We start from the raw sequence: 15,738 nt of genomic DNA, 5'->3' as shown, positions 1-15,738 counted from the left end.
CGATCTCCCTGGGGGAGAAGTCCTCGACGCACGCCAGGTGCACAACGATCGCGATTTCCTGCGGGAGTTGGCGAAGCGCGGCCTTCGCCTCGTGGTCGGGCAGGAGGGCAAGGGCCCGCGCTGCGGCCGTCGGAGGAACAGGGGCGTCGGGCGTTGCCTTCCCGGCAGCCGGTGGTGGGGTCGTCCCGCGGAGCCGGTGCCGTCCCGGAATGTTTCCGCTTCGAGGGGAAGGGCGTCACGGTCGAGACCGCCGGCGCGGAGACGGCTGCGGCCACCGATGATCATCGTGAGTTGTGTGGACAAACGAAGATCAGGCGGTGGCCGCAGGTCACAGCGGAGAACTCGGCTCACGGTGTCCGCGAGGGTCTCGGTCAGGTGCCGACGTAGGCCGCGAGGTGTTCGCCGGTGAGGGTGGAGGGGGCGGCGACGAGGTCGGCGGGTGTTCCCTCGAAGACGATGCGGCCGCCGTCGTGGCCGGCGCCGGGGCCGAGGTCGATGATCCAGTCGGCGTGTGCCATGACCGCCTGGTGGTGTTCGATGACGATGACCGACTTGCCGGAGTCGACGAGCCGGTCGAGCAGGCCGAGCAGTTGCTCGACGTCGGCGAGGTGGAGGCCGGTGGTCGGCTCGTCGAGGACGTAGACGCCGCCCTTCTCGGTCATGTGGGTGGCGAGCTTGAGCCGCTGCCGCTCGCCGCCGGAGAGCGTGGTGAGCGGCTGGCCGAGGGTGAGGTAGCCGAGCCCGACGTCGGCGAGCCGCTCGAGGATCTTGTGTGCGGCCGGCGTGCGCGCCTCGCCGGTGCCGAAGAACTCCTCGGCCTCGGTCACCGACATGGCCAGCACCTCGCTGATGTCGCGGCCGCCGAGGTGGTATTCCAGCACCGATGCCTGGAACCGCTTGCCCTCGCAGTCCTCGCAGGTGGTGGCGACGCCGGCCATCATCGCCAGGTCGGTGTAGATGACGCCGGCGCCGTTGCAGGTGGGGCAGGCGCCTTCGGAGTTGGCGCTGAACAGTGCCGGCTTCACGCCGTTGGCCTTCGCGAACGCCTTGCGGATCGGGTCGAGCAGTCCGGTGTACGTTGCCGGGTTGCTCCGCCGCGAGCCGCGGATGGGCGCCTGGTCGACCGAGATCACACCCTCGTCGGCGGGGATCGAGCCGTGGATCAGTGAGCTCTTGCCGGAGCCGGCGACGCCGGTGACGACGCAGAGTACGCCCAGCGGGATGTCGACGTCGACGTCCCGCAGGTTGTTCGCCGTTGCGCCGCGGATCTCCAGCGTGCCGGTGGGCTTCCGCACCGTCTCCTTGACGGCGGCCCGGTCGTCGAGATGGCGGCCGGTGACGGTGTCACTCGCCCGCAGCCCCTCGACGGTGCCCTCGAAGCAGATCGTGCCGCCCTCCGTACCGGCGCCCGGGCCGAGGTCCACGACGTGGTCGGCGATCGCGATCGCCTCCGGCTTGTGCTCCACGACGAGCACCGTGTTGCCCTTGTCCCGCAGCCGCAGCAGGAGGTCGTTCATGCGCTGGATGTCGTGCGGGTGCAGGCCGATGGTCGGCTCGTCGAAGACATAGGTGACGTCGGTGAGCGAGGAGCCGAGGTGGCGGATCATCTTGACGCGCTGCGCCTCACCGCCGGAGAGCGTGCCCGCCGGCCGGTCGAGCGAGAGGTAACCGAGGCCGATCTCCGTGAAGGAGTCGAGGGTGCCCTGCAGCGCGGTGAGCAGCGGCGCCACCGAGGGCTCCCTGAGTCCGCGGACCCACTCGGCCAGGTCGCGGATCTCCATCGCGCACGCGTCGGCGATGTTGATCTTGTTGATCTTCGACGACCGTGCCCCCTCGCTGAGCCGGGTGCCGTCGCACTCGGGGCAGGTGGTGAAGGTGACGGCCCGCTCCACGAATGCCCGGATGTGCGGCTGCATCGCCTCCTTGTCCTTGGACAGGAAGGACTTCTGGATCTTCGGGATCAGCCCTTCGTAGGTGAGGTTGACGCCGTTGACCTTCACCTTGGTCGGCTCGCGGTGCAGGAAGTCCTGCATCTCCTTCTGGGTGTAGCTGCGGATCGGCTTGTTCGGGTCGAGGAAGCCCGACTCGGCGTAGATCCCCACGGTCCACACGTTGTCCGACTTCCAGCCGGGGATGGTGAACGCGCCCTCGGCGATCGACTTGGAGTCGTCGTAGAGCTGAGTGAGATCGATGTCGGAGACCTTGCCCCGGCCTTCGCAGTGCGTGCACATGCCGCCGGTGCGGGTGAAGGTCGCCTTCACCGCCTTTCTGTCACCGCGCTCGACCGTGATCGCACCGCTCGCCCGGACCGAGGCCGTGTTGAAGGAGTACGCGCTGGGCGGGCCGATGTGCGGCTTCCCGAGCCGGCTGAAGAGGATGCGCAGCATCGCGTTGGCGTCGGTGGCGGTGCCGACCGTGGAGCGGGGGTCGCCACCCATCCGCTGCTGGTCGACGCTGATCGCCGTGGTCAGGCCGTCGAGTACGTCGACCTCGGGCCGTGCCAGTGTCGGCATGAAGCCCTGCACGAAGGCGCTGTAGGTCTCGTTGATCAGCCGCTGCGACTCCGCGGCGATCGTGTCGAACACCAGCGAGCTCTTGCCCGAGCCGGAGACGCCGGTGAACACCGTCAGCCGGCGCTTCGGGATCTCGATGCTGACGTCCTTGAGGTTGTTCTCGCGCGCGCCGTGCACGCGGATCAGATCGTGGCTGTCGGCAGCGTGCAGCTCAGGCGACTGCGTGTCGGTCCTCGTGGCCGTGCTCATCGTGTCTCCATCTGTTGGGTGGGGCCGCCTTCGCGGTCTCCGTCGGCGTCGCCTGGCTCGATCTAACCAGCTTCGAGCGTATGTCCGGTGCTACTTTGCTTTGGTCCGTGGAGGCTCTGGGCCCCGGTCACGAGGCTTGCCGGCCGAGGCGTCGGACCAGCCGGCGGCCGTCGCACATCAGCGCGCGGTCGGGCGGCTCGTTCACCTCGCGCCAGGCCTGGATGCGGCGCGCAGGGACACGGAACCAGCGGTACGGGGTTGCGTGCGCACGCGGGCCGAAGGCGGTGTGCGCGGCGAACCGATTACCCCGCTCCTGCGGCAGCGCGTCGAGCTCGAGGACCTCGACTCGCCCTCGATCATGGACACGTCGCGGGTGTGCCCCAGCCCCAGCCGAACGGCCCGGGTGGCAGCCAGGTTCCTGCCGATCGGGCCGACGGCGTGGCCACCAGCAGCGCCTCGCCGTCGCAGTCGAAAGATAGCGGGCACCGGATACGGCGCACCGTCCACCGAGGCACTGGCCACCCGGACATCTTTTATGGGTGAGCCGATGCTCGGTGTCGCGACGACGCTGAGCGCAGGAGCGGGCGGCGGCACTCATCGGACGGCTCAGCGCAGCTCCTGGAAGCGGATCAGATTGCCCGCAGGATCGCGGACGGCGCAGTCGCGGACGCCGTACGGCTGCTCGGTCGGCTTCTGGACGACCTCGGCGCCGCCGGCCTGCAGCCGCGCGAAGGTGCCGTCGAGGTCGGCAGTGGCCAGGAGGACGCGGGCGTAGGTGCCCTTGGCCATCATCTCGACGATGGTGCGGCGCTCGTCGTCGGTGACGCCGGGGTCGGTGACCGGCGGCTCCAGGACGATGGACGTGCCGGGCTGGTCGGCAGGGCCGACCGTGATCCAGCGCATCCCGTCGTTTCCGACGTCGTTGCGGACCTCGAAGCCGAGGGTGTCGCGATAGAAGGTCAGGGAGGCGTCCGGGTCGTTGTGCGGGAGGAAGCCGGCGTGAATGGTGATGCCCATGGCAGTCACGCTAGAGGCGGCTCGGGGGCCGGCGCTTCTCGATTCCTGATCGGTCTTGTCACCTGTTTCGCCACACAGGACGGCATCCCCGCCGTCGCGCGCGCCGCCTCGCGCCGATAGGCGCTGGGCGGCATACCGACCAGCTCGGTGAAGCGGGTGCTGAAGGTGCCCAGCGATGAGCAGCCGACCGCGAAGCAGACCTCGGTGACGCTGAGGTCGCCACGACGCAGCAGCGCCATCGCACGCTCGATGCGACGCGTCATCAGATAGCCGTACGGCGACTCGCCGTAGGCGAGCCGGAACTGGCGGCTCAGGTGCCCGGCCGACATGTTCACGCCGCGGGCGAGCGCCTCGACGTCCAGCGGCTGCGCGTACTCCCGGTCGATCCGGTCGCGGACGCGCCGCAGCCGTGCGAGGTCGTCCAGGCGCTGCGCCGGGGCGGGTCTGCTGCTCACGTGCGAGATCGTGCCACATACGACTGTATGGGGAGAGGATGAATGCCTGCTCGACCCTGTTGAACACGTCCCTTTACCGGGTTCCGATCAGCGAGGACAGCACCGCGGTGCTGGTGTGGCCGCCGATCGCGATCCGGCGGCGCCGCCGCGGATCATCGGCCAGTGGCCCCCGACGATCCGGGCCGTGCCGACCAGCTCGTCGGAAATGCCATCGATCACCCAAGCGCGGCGGCCGGCGCCCCGAGTGTGCCGGTGACCAGGCCGGCCATCCGTGCGGTGGGCACCTCGTGCCCGACATCGGCCGTCGAGCCGGCGGTGTCGATGCCGCCGACGCTGCTCAGCCACGGACTGCCGAGTGCGTCCAGTCCCCGGATCCGGTCGGTGTCGATGCGGGCCGGGAGCAGGCCCACGACGCGGATGCGCGCGGGCCGAACTCGTTCGCCGGCCTGCCTCTACGCCACCCGCGAGGCCAGGCCGCGGCGTTCTCAGCGTCCCGAGTGGCCCTCCGGCGGTTCTTGCGGATCCACGCCGGTGAAGGCCGAGGAGTCCTTCGCACCGCTGGGGCGTTGTGACCGCCCGCGGCGGCCCTTGTCGTGCATTCCGTCCTCGGCGGACTTGCCCTTGCGGTCCTCGCCACTGTGGGCGTCACTCTCGACCGGCGTGCCGATCCCGGAAGCCTCTTTCTCCTCCTCGGTCGGTCGGCGACTCCTCTTCGGGCCGGGCGCATAGGTATCCGGATGGAACGAGCGGTGTGCGCTCGGGTTGTCCTCCTGGGACGTCTGGTCGACGTCGGTCGCCCACCCATGCTGGTCCTGGCCCTTGAAGCGACTGGGGCCCTCGCCGTGCGACGGTTTGCGCTGCTTCTTCGACATGGCTGTTCTCCCGAACGGCGGTTGATCATCAGGATTTCGCTACGCACTCCGCCTGCCCCGTTATGTCTGCATTACTCAGAGATGTCCTCCACGGATGAGGACGCCGCCCCCGGGGTAGCCGCGGCAGAGGGACGCCACGCCCGATCCGGCAACCGCGACCGGCGGGAGACGCGATCCGTGCAGTGCGCGCAGTCCGTGGCGGGGCCGACACTGCTCCCGCGGCCGCGCGGCGAACGCGAGGAGGCAGATGATGACCAGGTCCGGACAGCCGGCGGGATCGCTGTGGACGGAGTACGACCCCGGCCCCGAATATCCGCCGCTGCGCGGCGACATCCGCGTGGAGGTCGCCGTTGTCGGTGCCGGAATGGCCGGAATCTGCACCGCGTGGGAGCTCACGCGCAGGGGGCGTACGGTCGCGCTGGTGGAGGCCGATCGGATCGCCCACGGCGTGACCGGCCACACCACAGCGAAGCTCTCGGCCCTGCACGGCATGGCGTACAGCCGTATCCGGAAGGTCCACGGGGCGGAGCGCGCCGGCCAGTACGCCGCCTCGCAGCAGGACGCCGTGGCCCACGTCCAGGAGCTCAGCGACGGACTCGGCATCGACTGCGATCTGGAGCGCACCTCCGCGTACACCTACGTGACCGCCCCGGACCGCGTCGACGACGTGCGCCGGGAGGCGGACGCGGCCAGGGACGCTGGGCTCGACGTCGCTTACGTGGAGGAGGCGCCGCTGCCGTTCCCCGTCGCGGCGGCCGTCAGGCTCGACGACCAAGTGCAGTTCCACCCCCGCAAGTTCCTGCTCGCTCTTGCCGTCGATCTCGTACGCCACGGAGGGAAGATCTTCGAACGCAGCCGCGTGACCGACCTGAGCGAAGGGGAGCCCTGCCGATTGACCACGAGTGCGGATCACATCATCCGGGCGGACGACGTCGTCGTGGCCACGCACTACCCCGTCTTCGACCGTGGGCTGCACTTCACGAGGCTGGAACCGAAGCGGGAGGTCGTCGTCGCGGGGCCCCTGCCGCCCGATGCCATCACGCCGGAGGGCATGTTCCTCACGCCGGAGGAGAACACCCGGTCCTTCCGCACCGCTCCGCATGACGAGCACGGCAGGATGCTGATCGTCACCGGCGAGAAGTTCAACCCGGGCGCCCCGCACGACAGGGGCTCCGCCGCGCACCTTGATACCCTCACGACCTGGGCCGGGGAGCACTTCACCGACTTCACCGTCACCCATCGCTGGGCCACACAGGACACCTTCTCCACCGACCACGTGCCCTACGTGGGCCGGCTTCGTCCAGGAGGCCATCACACGTACGTGGCAACGGGATTCGGCGGCTGGGGCCTGAGCGGCGGCGTGATGGCGGGCCGGCTGCTCACCTCCCTGATCACGGACGGCGCGTCACCGTGGGCCGAGCTCTACGACCCCGTCCGGCTCCACCCGGTCGCCGAAGCGCCCGCGATGCTGCGCCTCGGCGCGAAGACGGTCAGGCACCTCGTCGGCGACCGGCTGCCGGGCGGGCACGCCGACTCGGTGGACGACATCGGACCTGGCCAAGGCGCGGTGCTCCGCGGCCACGGTGAAGGACCGCAGGCAGTGCACAGGGATATGTCCGGGACACTGCACCAGGTCTCCGCCCGCTGCACGCATCTGGGCTGCATCGTCCACTTCGACGAAACCGAGCGCGCCTGGGAGTGCCCTTGCCACGGCTCCCGCTTCGACGTGGACGGCGCCGTCCTCCACGGCCCCGCCGTACGCCCCTTGGAGCCGCCTTCCTGAAGGTCCGAGCCGGCGCGGCTGACGAAGAGTGCTGCGGAAGTGGCTTCCGCCGGGAACGACGTGCGTCGGTCGATGCGGCATCGGGTCAGGCGGCGCCGGCTCAGGCGGCGAGCGGTGCGGTGTCCATGCCGGCACACAGCCGTCGAAGCGGTCCGGGAGTTCCTCGACGGGCTCCGCGAACAGGCCGGGGGCAGCAGGCAGCCCGCGAAGAGCCGGCCCTGCTGGAGGCGGACTCGCGTTCAGAGGGACGCGGGGCGCATCCGGACGGCCCGTTCGGCGGGGTGGGCGCGCTCGTAGGCGTCGAGGCAGCGCTCCAGGTAGGCCTTCTCGCGGCAGTAGGCGGCCTGGGGCCGGCCGTGGGTGGGCCAGGAGTCGTCGACGGCGCGGTCCTTGGGGCCGGGGGAGTAGGCGTCGACGGACGAGGCGTGGATCAGCACGGGCACGCCGGCCTCGGCGGCGGCGTCGAAGACGCGGATACTGCCGAGCACGTTGGTGCGCCGGGTCGTGGCGGGGTCGTGCGTGGGCCGGAACTGCCGGGCGTGCACGACCGCGTCGGCACCTGCGGAGTGGGGGACGAGGGCGGGGCCGCCGGGCGCGATGTCGGCGGCCTCCCAGGTCGTCCTCTCGGGCTGCCAGGCGGGGATCCTGCGGGCGATGCCGGTGACCGCGGCCACGCCCGGGTCCTCGGCAAGGGCCCGCACCACGCTCGTCCCGGCATTGCCCGTGGCCCCGACCACGACGACTCTCGGCCCGTCGGCACGTCCCGTCCCGCTGTTCGTCTTGCCGTTCATGTCGGCCGTCCCCTCGGAGGAGGGTTCCCGGGTACGCATGCGGGTACCCGGGGATTTGAGCGGAATGCCCCGGTTCGCGCGCCTGACCACTCGGTTACGCGCCGGTACGAAGAGGGAGCGTCGGGTGAGGGACATGGCCACCACGACTGACGAGCAAGCGGGACAGGGATACGACGCCACGCCGTTTCTTCCCAGCGGCCGCGCCGGTCTGGCCGGGCTGCGCAGGGCGGCGGCCGCGTGCAGGGGCTGCCCGCTGTACGAGAACGCGACGCAGACGGTGTTCGGCGAGGGCGACGCCTCGGCGCGCGTCCTGCTGGTCGGAGAGCAGCCGGGCGACCAGGAGGACCGGCAGGGCAGACCGTTCGTCGGGCCCGCGGGGAAGGTGCTGGAACGGGCACTCGCCGACGCGGGCATCGACCCGGAGCAGGCGTACGTCACCAACGCGGTCAAGCACTTCAAGTTCACGGTCCCCGAGGGGCGCAAACGCCGTATCCACAAGGCTCCGAGCCTGCGTGAGATGACGGCGTGCCGACCGTGGCTCCGGGCCGAACTGCGGCTCGTCGCCCCGGAGCTGGTCGTGGCACTCGGCTCGACGGCCGGCAAGACGCTGCTCGGACCGTCGTTCCGGGTGACGGAGCAGCGGGGTGCCCTGCTGCCGTGGCCGGGACTCGGCGACGACGGCGAGGGCGGCGAGGGCGGCGACCCGGGCCCGGGCATCCGCGGCCTGGTTGCCACGATCCACCCCTCCGCCGTCCTGCGCGCCGACGACCGTGAGTCCGTGTACGACGGGCTGGTCTCCGACCTCCGCGTCGCGGCCGACGTCCTGGACGGCAACGGGAGGGGCAAAGCGTTATGAGCGTCATCGAGGAGCGAGAAGAACGAGAGAAGGATCGGGAGGAGCCATGCAGGACAAAGCCGTCAGCATCTATCTGAACGACCACCTGAGCGGAGCCACCATGGGAGTGGAGCTCGCCCGGAGAATGGCACGGGAGCACAAGTCGTCCGGGAGGTCGGCGGTACTGGATTCCCTTGCCGAAGACATCGCCCAGGACCGTCGGAGCCTCCTCGCCGTGATGGACGGGCTCGACGTCGCCCCGCATCGCTACAAGGTGTACGCGGGCTGGGCCGCCGAGAAAGTGGCCAGGCTCAAGCCCAACGGCCGTGTCCACCGTCGCGCCGGCCTGAGCGACCTCGTCGAGCTGGAGTCTCTGCGACTGGGCATCCAGGGCAAGTTCGAGCTGTGGCGGGCCCTGATGCCCGTGGCCGCGGAGCGCAGCCACATCGACACGTCCCGACTCCAGGAGCTCATGGACCGCGCGAAGCAGCAGATGGCAACCGTCGACGCACTGCACGACGACGCGGCGACGGAAGTCCTGAGCGGCAGTGCTCACGAGGGCTGAGCGATCGCCCGGTGTACCCGCGCGGGAGCGCTCGCCGGTACGCCCGCGACCTGTACCGGTTCGCACCGGTTCGCCGACGATCCGCCGCGACAGGGCCCTCCCCGGGCCGGAACGGAGCACACATACATGGCGACGCACACCCCGACCGACCGCGCCGGGCTGCCGCGATGCCTGGTCACCGGCGCGGGCGGTTACATCGGCGGCCGGCTCGTCCCCGAGCTGCTCGACGCAGGTCACCTCGTCCGCTGTCTCGCCCGTACCCCCGCGAACCTTCGGGACCACCCCTGGGCCGGCCGTGCCGAGGTTGTCCGAGGCGACGTCACCGACGCGGAGAGTCTGCGCCTCGCACTGAGGGACGTGGTCGTGGCCTACTACCTGGTGCACTCCATGGGGTCCGGACGCGACTTCGAGGAGACCGACCGCCGTGCGGCCCGCACCTTCGCGCAGGAGGCCCAGGCCGCCGGCGTCCGCCGCATCGTCTACCTCGGCGGCCTCACCCCAGGGGACATTCCCGAGGAGGAGCTCTCCCCGCACCTGCGCTCACGGGCCGAGGTGGCGAGGATCCTGCTCGACTCCGGGGTGCCCACGACCGTACTGCGCGCCGCCGTAGTCATCGGTTCCGGGTCGGCGTCCTTCGAGATGCTCCGCTACCTCACCGAGCGGCTCCCCGTCATGGTGACCCCGAGCTGGGTGGGCACCCGTGTCCAGCCCATCGCCGTACGCGACGTGCTGCGCTACCTCGTCGGCAGCGCGCGCATGCCCGAGGATGTCAACCGGGCTTTCGACATCGGCGGCCCCGACATCCTCAGCTACCGCGACATGATGCTCCGTTACGCGGCCGTCGCCGGCCTGCCCCGGCGCCTCATCCTGCCCGTCCCGGTACTCACCCCGCGCCTGTCCAGCCAGTGGATCGGTCTGGTCACGCCCGTGCCGGCCTCCCTCGCGCGCCCCCTCGCGGAGTCCCTCCGGTACGAGGTCGTCTGCGCCGAGCACGACATCGCCGGCCATGTCCCCGACCCGCCCGGGACCCCGGTCCCCTTCGACCGCGCCCTCTCGCTCGCCCTCGAGCGCGTGCGCGAGGCCAAGGTCACCACCCGGTGGACCTCCGCCTCCCTTCCCGGCGCCCCCAGCGACCCGCTGCCCACCGACCCCGACTGGGCGGGCGGCAGCCTCTACACCGACGAGCGTGAACGGACCGTCGCCGCGAGCCCGCATGCCCTGTGGCGGGTCATCGAGGGGATCGGCGGCGACAACGGCTGGTACTCCTTCCCCCTGGCCTGGGCCGTGCGCGGCTGGTTCGACCGGCTCGTCGGCGGGGTCGGTCTGCGCCGTGGCCGTCGCGACGCCGAGCGGCTCAGGGCCGGTGACGCGCTGGACTTCTGGCGGGTCGAGGAGATCGAGCGGGGGAGACTGCTCCGGCTGCGCGCGGAGATGCGCCTCCCCGGGCTCGCCTGGCTGGAGATGCACGCCGAGCGCGACGACGCGGGGCGGACCCGCTACCGCCAGCGCGCGCTCTTCCACCCCCGCGGCCTGGCCGGGCAGCTGTACTGGTGGAGCGTGGCGCCGTTCCACGCCGTCGTCTTCGGCGGTATGGCGAGGAACATCGCGCGGACGGCCGAGAAGGCCGCCGCGTCGGACGTCGCGGAGACGGGAGGTGCCGTCGGGCGGGACGGCGCGGACACGGAAGGAGCCGTCGCACGGCCCCAATCGTGACCCGACGGCCGCCTCCGTGCGCCGGCTGCGCGGCGAGGGGGACGGCGGCCGGCCGGCGCACCAGCCCACCGGGCCATGACCGTTGCGGTCCGCACCGACACCCGGCCCCACCGGGTCCTCAACCCCGTGCTCCAGGCGAGGCGGTACGACCCCGACGGCGCCTACGTCCGCCGCCGGATCCCCGAACTCGCCGGTTCGCCCGCCCCGTTGACTGACCAGCCGTGGAGACTCACCGGTCCGGGACGGACGGCCCGCGACTACTGCGCCGCCCCGACCCGGCCGTGGCCCTCGCCGACGGACCGGCCCGCTTCCGGTACGCCCGCGGCTGGGACTGATCCGGGCCGCGGGCCGGGACGTCCGGGTCCGACAGTGCCAGGCGACACCCTCACGGCGCGCCACCTGCGGGAGTACGTACGTCCTCGCTAGGCGCCCTGGGCCCCGGCGAGGTCGACGGCACGGCGGAGCACGTCGACGAGCATGGCGGGGGTGAGCCGCCCGGTGAACGTGTTGTGCCGGCTCGGGTGGTAGCTCCCGAGGAGATGGAGATCCTGCCGGTGAGCCGTGCCCGGCAGGACGACATGAGCGCCGTGCCCGAAGACGGGGCGGGGCCGGGGCATCGGCCGGCCCGCCTCGCCGAGCGCCGGCAGCAGTGCCTGCCAGGCGAAGCCGCCGAGCACCACCACGACACGCAGGTGCGGGCCCAGCAGCCTCAGCTCCGCCGACAGCCAGGGCCGGCAGGTGTCCCTTTCGCCGGGGGTGGGCCTGTTCTGCGGGGGCGCGCAGTGCACCGGCGCGGTCAGCCGCACGCCGTGCAGCGTGAGCCCGTCCCCGGCGTGGGCGGACACCGGCTGTGAGGCGAGGCCGACCGTGTGCAGGGCGGCGAACAGGAAGTCACCGGACGCGTCCCCGGTGAACATCCGCCCGGTCCTGTTGCCACCGTGTGCGGCAGGCGCGAGCCCGACCACCGCCACCGCCGCATCCGCGGGCCCGAACCCGGGCACCGGCCGTCCCCAGTACTCCCAGTCCTGGAACGCCGCGCGCTTGACCCTGGCGACCTCCTCACGCCACGCCACCAGTCGCGGGCACGCCCGGCACCGGGTCACGAGCGCGTCCACCTCGGCCAGGCCGGTGCAGCGGGGCGCCTGACGAGCCGGGAAAGCCGCGTCGTCGGCGGCCGGTGCCGGGCCTGGGCCGCCCGTTCGGTTCATGCGTCCACGCTACTGAGCCAGTGAGCGGCGCGGGGGACCGCACGACCTCGCCGCCGCCGAGCGCGCCATGCTTCAACCCGTGGGACGGAGCCGGTCGGCATCCCGGCCGGCCGATGGGCGTGAGGACCGCCACGGGGGCATGATGAGGTGATATGCCGAAGCCGACGATCCTGACCGTCGACGACGATCCCGGTGTCTCCCGGGCCATCGCCCGCGACCTGCGACGCCGGTACGGCGAGCGGTACCGGGTACTGCGCGCGGTCTCGGGTGACGAGGCCCTCGAAGCTCTGCGCGAGGTCAAACTCCGCGGCGAACCGCTGGCCGTGATGATCGCCGACTACCGCATGCCCACGATGAACGGCGTGCAGTTCCTCGAAGCGGCGATGGACCTGTTCCCCCTGGCGCGCCGGGTGCTGCTGACCGCCTATGCCGACACCGGAGCGGCCATCGACGCGATCAACGTCGTGGATCTCGACCACTACCTGCTCAAACCCTGGACTCCCCCGGAGGAGAACCTCTACCCCGTCCTGGACACCTTGCTGGAGCTCTGGGACACGGCACCCGACCCCGACGCCGCCGAGACGCGGATCGTCGGCCACCGCTGGTCCGCGCCCTCGTTCGTCGTGCGGGAATTCCTCGCGCGCAACCTTGTCCCGTATCGGTGGATCGCCGCCGACGAACCCGAGGGCGTGCAACTGTTGGAAGCGGCAGGCCTCACCGCCGCCGATGTCCCGCTGGTGGTCACGGCCGACGGAAAGGCGCTGCACGCCCCCACTGAAGCGGAACTCGCCGAGCGGGTCGGACTGCGCACCACCCCCGCTGCCGACTTCTACGACGTCGTCGTCATCGGTGCGGGGCCGGCCGGACTTGGCGCCGCCGTCTATGGCGCATCCGAGGGCCTGCGCACCGTCCTCGTCGAACGCACCGCGACCGGGGGACAGGCGGGACAGAGCAGCCGTATCGAGAACTATCTGGGGTTCCCCGACGGAGTGTCCGGAGCGCAGCTGACCGACCGGGCCCGGCGGCAGGCGGCCCGATTCGGTGCCGAGATCCTCAGCGCGACCGAAGTGGTGGCTCTGGAAGCGGCGGGATCGGGACGCGTGCTCCGGTTCGCCGACGGCACCTCCATCGGTGCGCACACCGTCGTCCTCGCCACCGGGGTCTCCTACCGGCGGCTCACGGGAGCGAACCTGGATGCCTTCACCGGTGCCGGGGTCTTCTACGGCGCGGCGTCCTTCGAAGCGGCCGGCTGCCGGGGTGACGACGTGTACATCGTCGGCGGGGCCAACTCCGCGGGACAGGCCGCCGTCTACTTCTCCCGTTACGCAGGGCGCGTCCACCTGCTCGTGCGTGCTCCCGACCTCACCCGGTCGATGTCCCACTATCTGATCCAGCAGATCGAAGCCATCCCCAACATCGAGATCCACCCCTGCACCGAAGTGGCCGCCGGCGACGGCGAAGGCCACCTGGAGCGGCTCACGTTGCGCGACAACCGCTCCGGGAGTGACACCACCGTCGACGCCGCCTGGCTGTTCGTGTTCATCGGCGCCGAACCGCAGACGCAGTGGCTGGAAGGCGTGGTGGCGCGCGACGGACGCGGGTTCGTCCTGACCGGGCCGGACCTGCCCGCGGCGGGAAGCCGCTCGCCCCGGTGGCCACTGGCGCGTGCCCCCTACCACCTCGAAACCAGCGTTCCCGGGGTGTTCGCCGCCGGGGACGTTCGCGCCGAGTCGGTCAAGAGGGTCGCCTCGGCGGTGGGCGAGGGAGCCATGGCCGTCACGCTGGTGCACCGGTACCTGGAGACGCAATGACAGCCCAGGCCCCCCGCAGCGCGCTGACCCCGGACGAGCTGCGCACGCTCTTCCTCTTCGAGTCGCTCGACGCCGAGCAGCTGTCCTGGCTGGCCGAGCGCGGGCGCGTCGAAGTGCGCGAGGCGTCAACGGCCGTATACGCACAGGGAGAGAGTGCGACCTGTTTCTTCGTGCTGCTCAGCGGTACCGTCGCGCTCAGCCGGCATCTCCACGGCGATGACATCGAAGTCAGCCGTACGGATCAAAGGGGCGTCTACGGGGGCGCCACCCAGGCCTACCTCGGCGACCGTGTGGACCAGGTGTACTCCCACACGATGCAGGCGGTCACCGATGCGGAGCTCTTCGTTCTGCCCGCTGCCGAGTTCGCCACGGCCGTGCGGACCTGGTTCCCCATGGCTCTGCACCTGCTCGAGGGACTGTTCCTCGGGACACGCGCCATGAATGTCATCGTCGGTGAGCGCGAGCGGCTCGTCGCCCTGGGCTCACTGACGGCCGGCCTGACCCACGAACTCAACAATCCCGCAGCCGCAGCCGTCCGCGCCACCGACACTCTCCGTGACCGCGTCACGGGAATGCGGCACAAACTGGCGCTCGTCGCGGACGGCCGCGTGGACGGCACACGCCTGCACGAGCTGGTCGAGATGCAGGATGCCGCGGTGCGGCTGGCCCGGGAGGCGCATCCGTTGTCGGCGATCGAGGCGTCGGACGCCGAGGACGAACTCGGTGACTGGCTCGAGAGCGCGGGGGTGGAAAGAGCCTGGGACATCGCTCCCGTCCTCGTCTCCGGTGGCATCGATGCCGGGTGGCTCGCCGCGGCCACGGAGGGACTGTCGGACGACAACCGCCGGGCCGCCGTCGGCTGGCTGACCTACACCGTGGACACCGAGCTGCTGATGGGGGAGATCGAGGACGCGGTCCGGCGCATCTCCGGGCTGGTCGACGCGGCCCGGCAGTACTCCCAGCTCGACCGGGCCGCCCAACAGCCCGTCGACATCCACGAACTCCTCGACGCCACCCTCGTGATGCTCCAGGCGAAGATTCCCGAGGGTGTGCGCGTCGTGAAGGAGTACGACAGCGGCCTGCCGGCCGTCCCCGCCTACGGCGCGGAACTCAATCAGGTCTGGACCAACCTCATCGACAACGGGCTCGCCGCGATGGACGGCAGAGGCACCCTGACGCTCGCCACCCGGCATGACGACACTCACGCGTTCGTGGAGATCAGGGACACCGGCACCGGCATCGACCCCGAGATCCGTCCGCGCATCTTCGAGCCCTTCTTCACCACCAAACCGGTGGGCGAGGGGACCGGCCTGGGCCTGGACATCTCGTATCGGATCGTGGTGAACAAACACGGTGGCGACATCCGCGTCGCATCCCGCCCCGGCGAGACACGGTTCCGGGTCTCGCTCCCCATCGCCTCCCCAGCGCCACAAGAACCCGGCTGAACGCGCCGGGATCGCATCGGGCGGCGATTGGCGATCAGAAGCGCCCTGGGGTGAGCCTGGGGAGAACGGGCAGCTCCGTGCCCGGAACGCGAACGAGGAGCAGAGCCATGGCAGAGGAGCGGATCCCCGGGATCAACCCGACTGCGCGGCCCAGCGGCGACGGCTGCAGCGAATGCCTGGAGGGTGACGGACCGGGCTGGTGGTTCCATCTGAGGCGATGTGCCGAGTGCGGTCACATCGGCTGCTGCGACTCGTCACCGGCGCAGCACGCCACCCGCCACTCAAAGGAATCCGGACACCCGTTCCTCACCAGTTTCGAGCCCGGTGAGGACTGGTTCTGGAACGCGCAGACCGAGGAGTACTACGAGGGCGGTCCTGAGCTTGCCGCACCCCACTGCCATCCGCTCTCGCAGCCCACGCCCGGACCGGCGGGCGCCGTCCCTGCCGACTGGCAGGGACAGCTGCACTGACACCACGCGCT

General features: G+C 71.1%; 13 protein-coding genes and 3 pseudogenes. 8 read left to right on the top strand and 8 right to left on the bottom strand.

The features are described from left to right. Positions 1 to 371: 371 nt before the first annotated feature. From ACFV9O_RS26850 to ACFV9O_RS26825, 6 genes and pseudogenes are all read right to left on the bottom strand, one after another. Entirely contained in the window at positions 372 to 2,762 is a 2,391-nt protein-coding gene (locus ACFV9O_RS26850; protein ID WP_385422085.1) for an ATP-binding cassette domain-containing protein, read from the bottom strand. 127 nt (positions 2,763 to 2,889) lie between these two features. Beyond that, positions 2,890 to 3,360: pseudogene (locus ACFV9O_RS26845) on the bottom strand (pyridoxamine 5'-phosphate oxidase family protein). A gap of 8 nt (positions 3,361 to 3,368) precedes the next feature. Then, on the bottom strand, positions 3,369 to 3,779 hold the full coding sequence (locus tag ACFV9O_RS26840; protein ID WP_385422083.1) for a VOC family protein: 411 nt from the start codon (positions 3,777 to 3,779) through the stop codon (positions 3,369 to 3,371). A gap of 5 nt (positions 3,780 to 3,784) precedes the next feature. Continuing rightward, the gene (locus ACFV9O_RS26835; protein ID WP_385422081.1) at positions 3,785 to 4,234 is read right to left on the bottom strand and encodes a helix-turn-helix transcriptional regulator; all 450 of its coding nucleotides are present in this window, start codon (positions 4,232 to 4,234) and stop codon (positions 3,785 to 3,787) included. Between the two features lie 215 nt (positions 4,235 to 4,449). After that, complete coding sequence (locus tag ACFV9O_RS26830) at positions 4,450 to 4,644, bottom strand: hypothetical protein (protein WP_385422079.1); 195 nt, start codon at positions 4,642 to 4,644, stop codon at positions 4,450 to 4,452. A 75-nt stretch (positions 4,645 to 4,719) separates the two neighbouring features. Continuing rightward, positions 4,720 to 5,106: a hypothetical protein gene (locus tag ACFV9O_RS26825; RefSeq protein WP_385422077.1), complete on the bottom strand. Its 387-nt coding sequence runs from the start codon at positions 5,104 to 5,106 to the stop codon at positions 4,720 to 4,722. A 250-nt stretch (positions 5,107 to 5,356) separates the two neighbouring features. Here ACFV9O_RS26825 and ACFV9O_RS26820 point away from each other — a divergent pair, with 250 nt between their 5' ends. Then, positions 5,357 to 6,889, top strand: a complete 1,533-nt coding sequence (locus tag ACFV9O_RS26820; RefSeq protein WP_385422075.1) for an FAD-dependent oxidoreductase — start codon at positions 5,357 to 5,359, stop codon at positions 6,887 to 6,889. 173 nt (positions 6,890 to 7,062) lie between these two features. On the opposite strand, the pseudogene ACFV9O_RS26815 reads toward ACFV9O_RS26820, so the two are convergent. Further along, positions 7,063 to 7,680 (bottom strand): annotated as a pseudogene (locus tag ACFV9O_RS26815) (NAD-dependent epimerase/dehydratase family protein); the annotation flags it as partial. Here ACFV9O_RS26815 and ACFV9O_RS26810 point away from each other — a divergent pair. The 4 genes and pseudogenes from ACFV9O_RS26810 to ACFV9O_RS26795 form a co-directional block, all read left to right on the top strand. Continuing rightward, a complete protein-coding gene (locus ACFV9O_RS26810) occupies positions 7,679 to 8,536 on the top strand; it encodes a UdgX family uracil-DNA binding protein (protein WP_385422073.1) in 858 nt (285 codons plus the stop codon). The pseudogene ACFV9O_RS26815 and the gene ACFV9O_RS26810 sit on opposite strands and share 2 nt — an antisense overlap. 46 nt (positions 8,537 to 8,582) lie before the next feature. Continuing rightward, positions 8,583 to 9,080, top strand: a complete 498-nt coding sequence (locus ACFV9O_RS26805; RefSeq protein ID WP_385422071.1) for a hypothetical protein — start codon at positions 8,583 to 8,585, stop codon at positions 9,078 to 9,080. A gap of 126 nt (positions 9,081 to 9,206) precedes the next feature. Beyond that, on the top strand, positions 9,207 to 10,793 hold the full coding sequence (locus ACFV9O_RS26800; protein ID WP_385422069.1) for an SDR family oxidoreductase: 1,587 nt from the start codon (positions 9,207 to 9,209) through the stop codon (positions 10,791 to 10,793). Between the two features lie 75 nt (positions 10,794 to 10,868). Continuing rightward, positions 10,869 to 10,976: pseudogene (locus tag ACFV9O_RS26795) on the top strand (hypothetical protein); the annotation flags it as partial. A gap of 239 nt (positions 10,977 to 11,215) precedes the next feature. On the opposite strand, the gene ACFV9O_RS26790 reads toward ACFV9O_RS26795, so the two are convergent. Further along, positions 11,216 to 12,001, bottom strand: a complete 786-nt coding sequence (locus ACFV9O_RS26790; protein WP_385422067.1) for a uracil-DNA glycosylase — start codon at positions 11,999 to 12,001, stop codon at positions 11,216 to 11,218. Positions 12,002 to 12,153: 152 nt separating this feature from the next. On the opposite strand from ACFV9O_RS26790, the gene ACFV9O_RS26785 reads away from it, so the two are divergent. From ACFV9O_RS26785 to ACFV9O_RS26775, 3 genes are all read left to right on the top strand, one after another. Further along, a complete protein-coding gene (locus ACFV9O_RS26785; protein WP_385422065.1) occupies positions 12,154 to 13,812 on the top strand; it encodes an FAD-dependent oxidoreductase in 1,659 nt (552 codons plus the stop codon). Further along, the gene (locus ACFV9O_RS26780) at positions 13,809 to 15,257 is read left to right on the top strand and encodes an ATP-binding protein (RefSeq protein ID WP_385422063.1); all 1,449 of its coding nucleotides are present in this window, start codon (positions 13,809 to 13,811) and stop codon (positions 15,255 to 15,257) included. The genes ACFV9O_RS26785 and ACFV9O_RS26780 overlap by 4 nt, the downstream gene beginning before the upstream one ends. Before the next feature lie 107 nt (positions 15,258 to 15,364). Continuing rightward, positions 15,365 to 15,727, top strand: a complete 363-nt coding sequence (locus tag ACFV9O_RS26775) for a UBP-type zinc finger domain-containing protein (protein ID WP_385422061.1) — start codon at positions 15,365 to 15,367, stop codon at positions 15,725 to 15,727. The last annotated feature ends 11 nt before the right edge of the window (positions 15,728 to 15,738 follow it).

The sequence above is a fragment of the Streptomyces sp. NPDC059909 genome, assembly GCF_042730885.1.
GTDB lineage: Bacteria > Actinomycetota > Actinomycetes > Streptomycetales > Streptomycetaceae > Streptomyces.
This window is presented reverse-complemented; position numbering and strand designations above follow the sequence as displayed.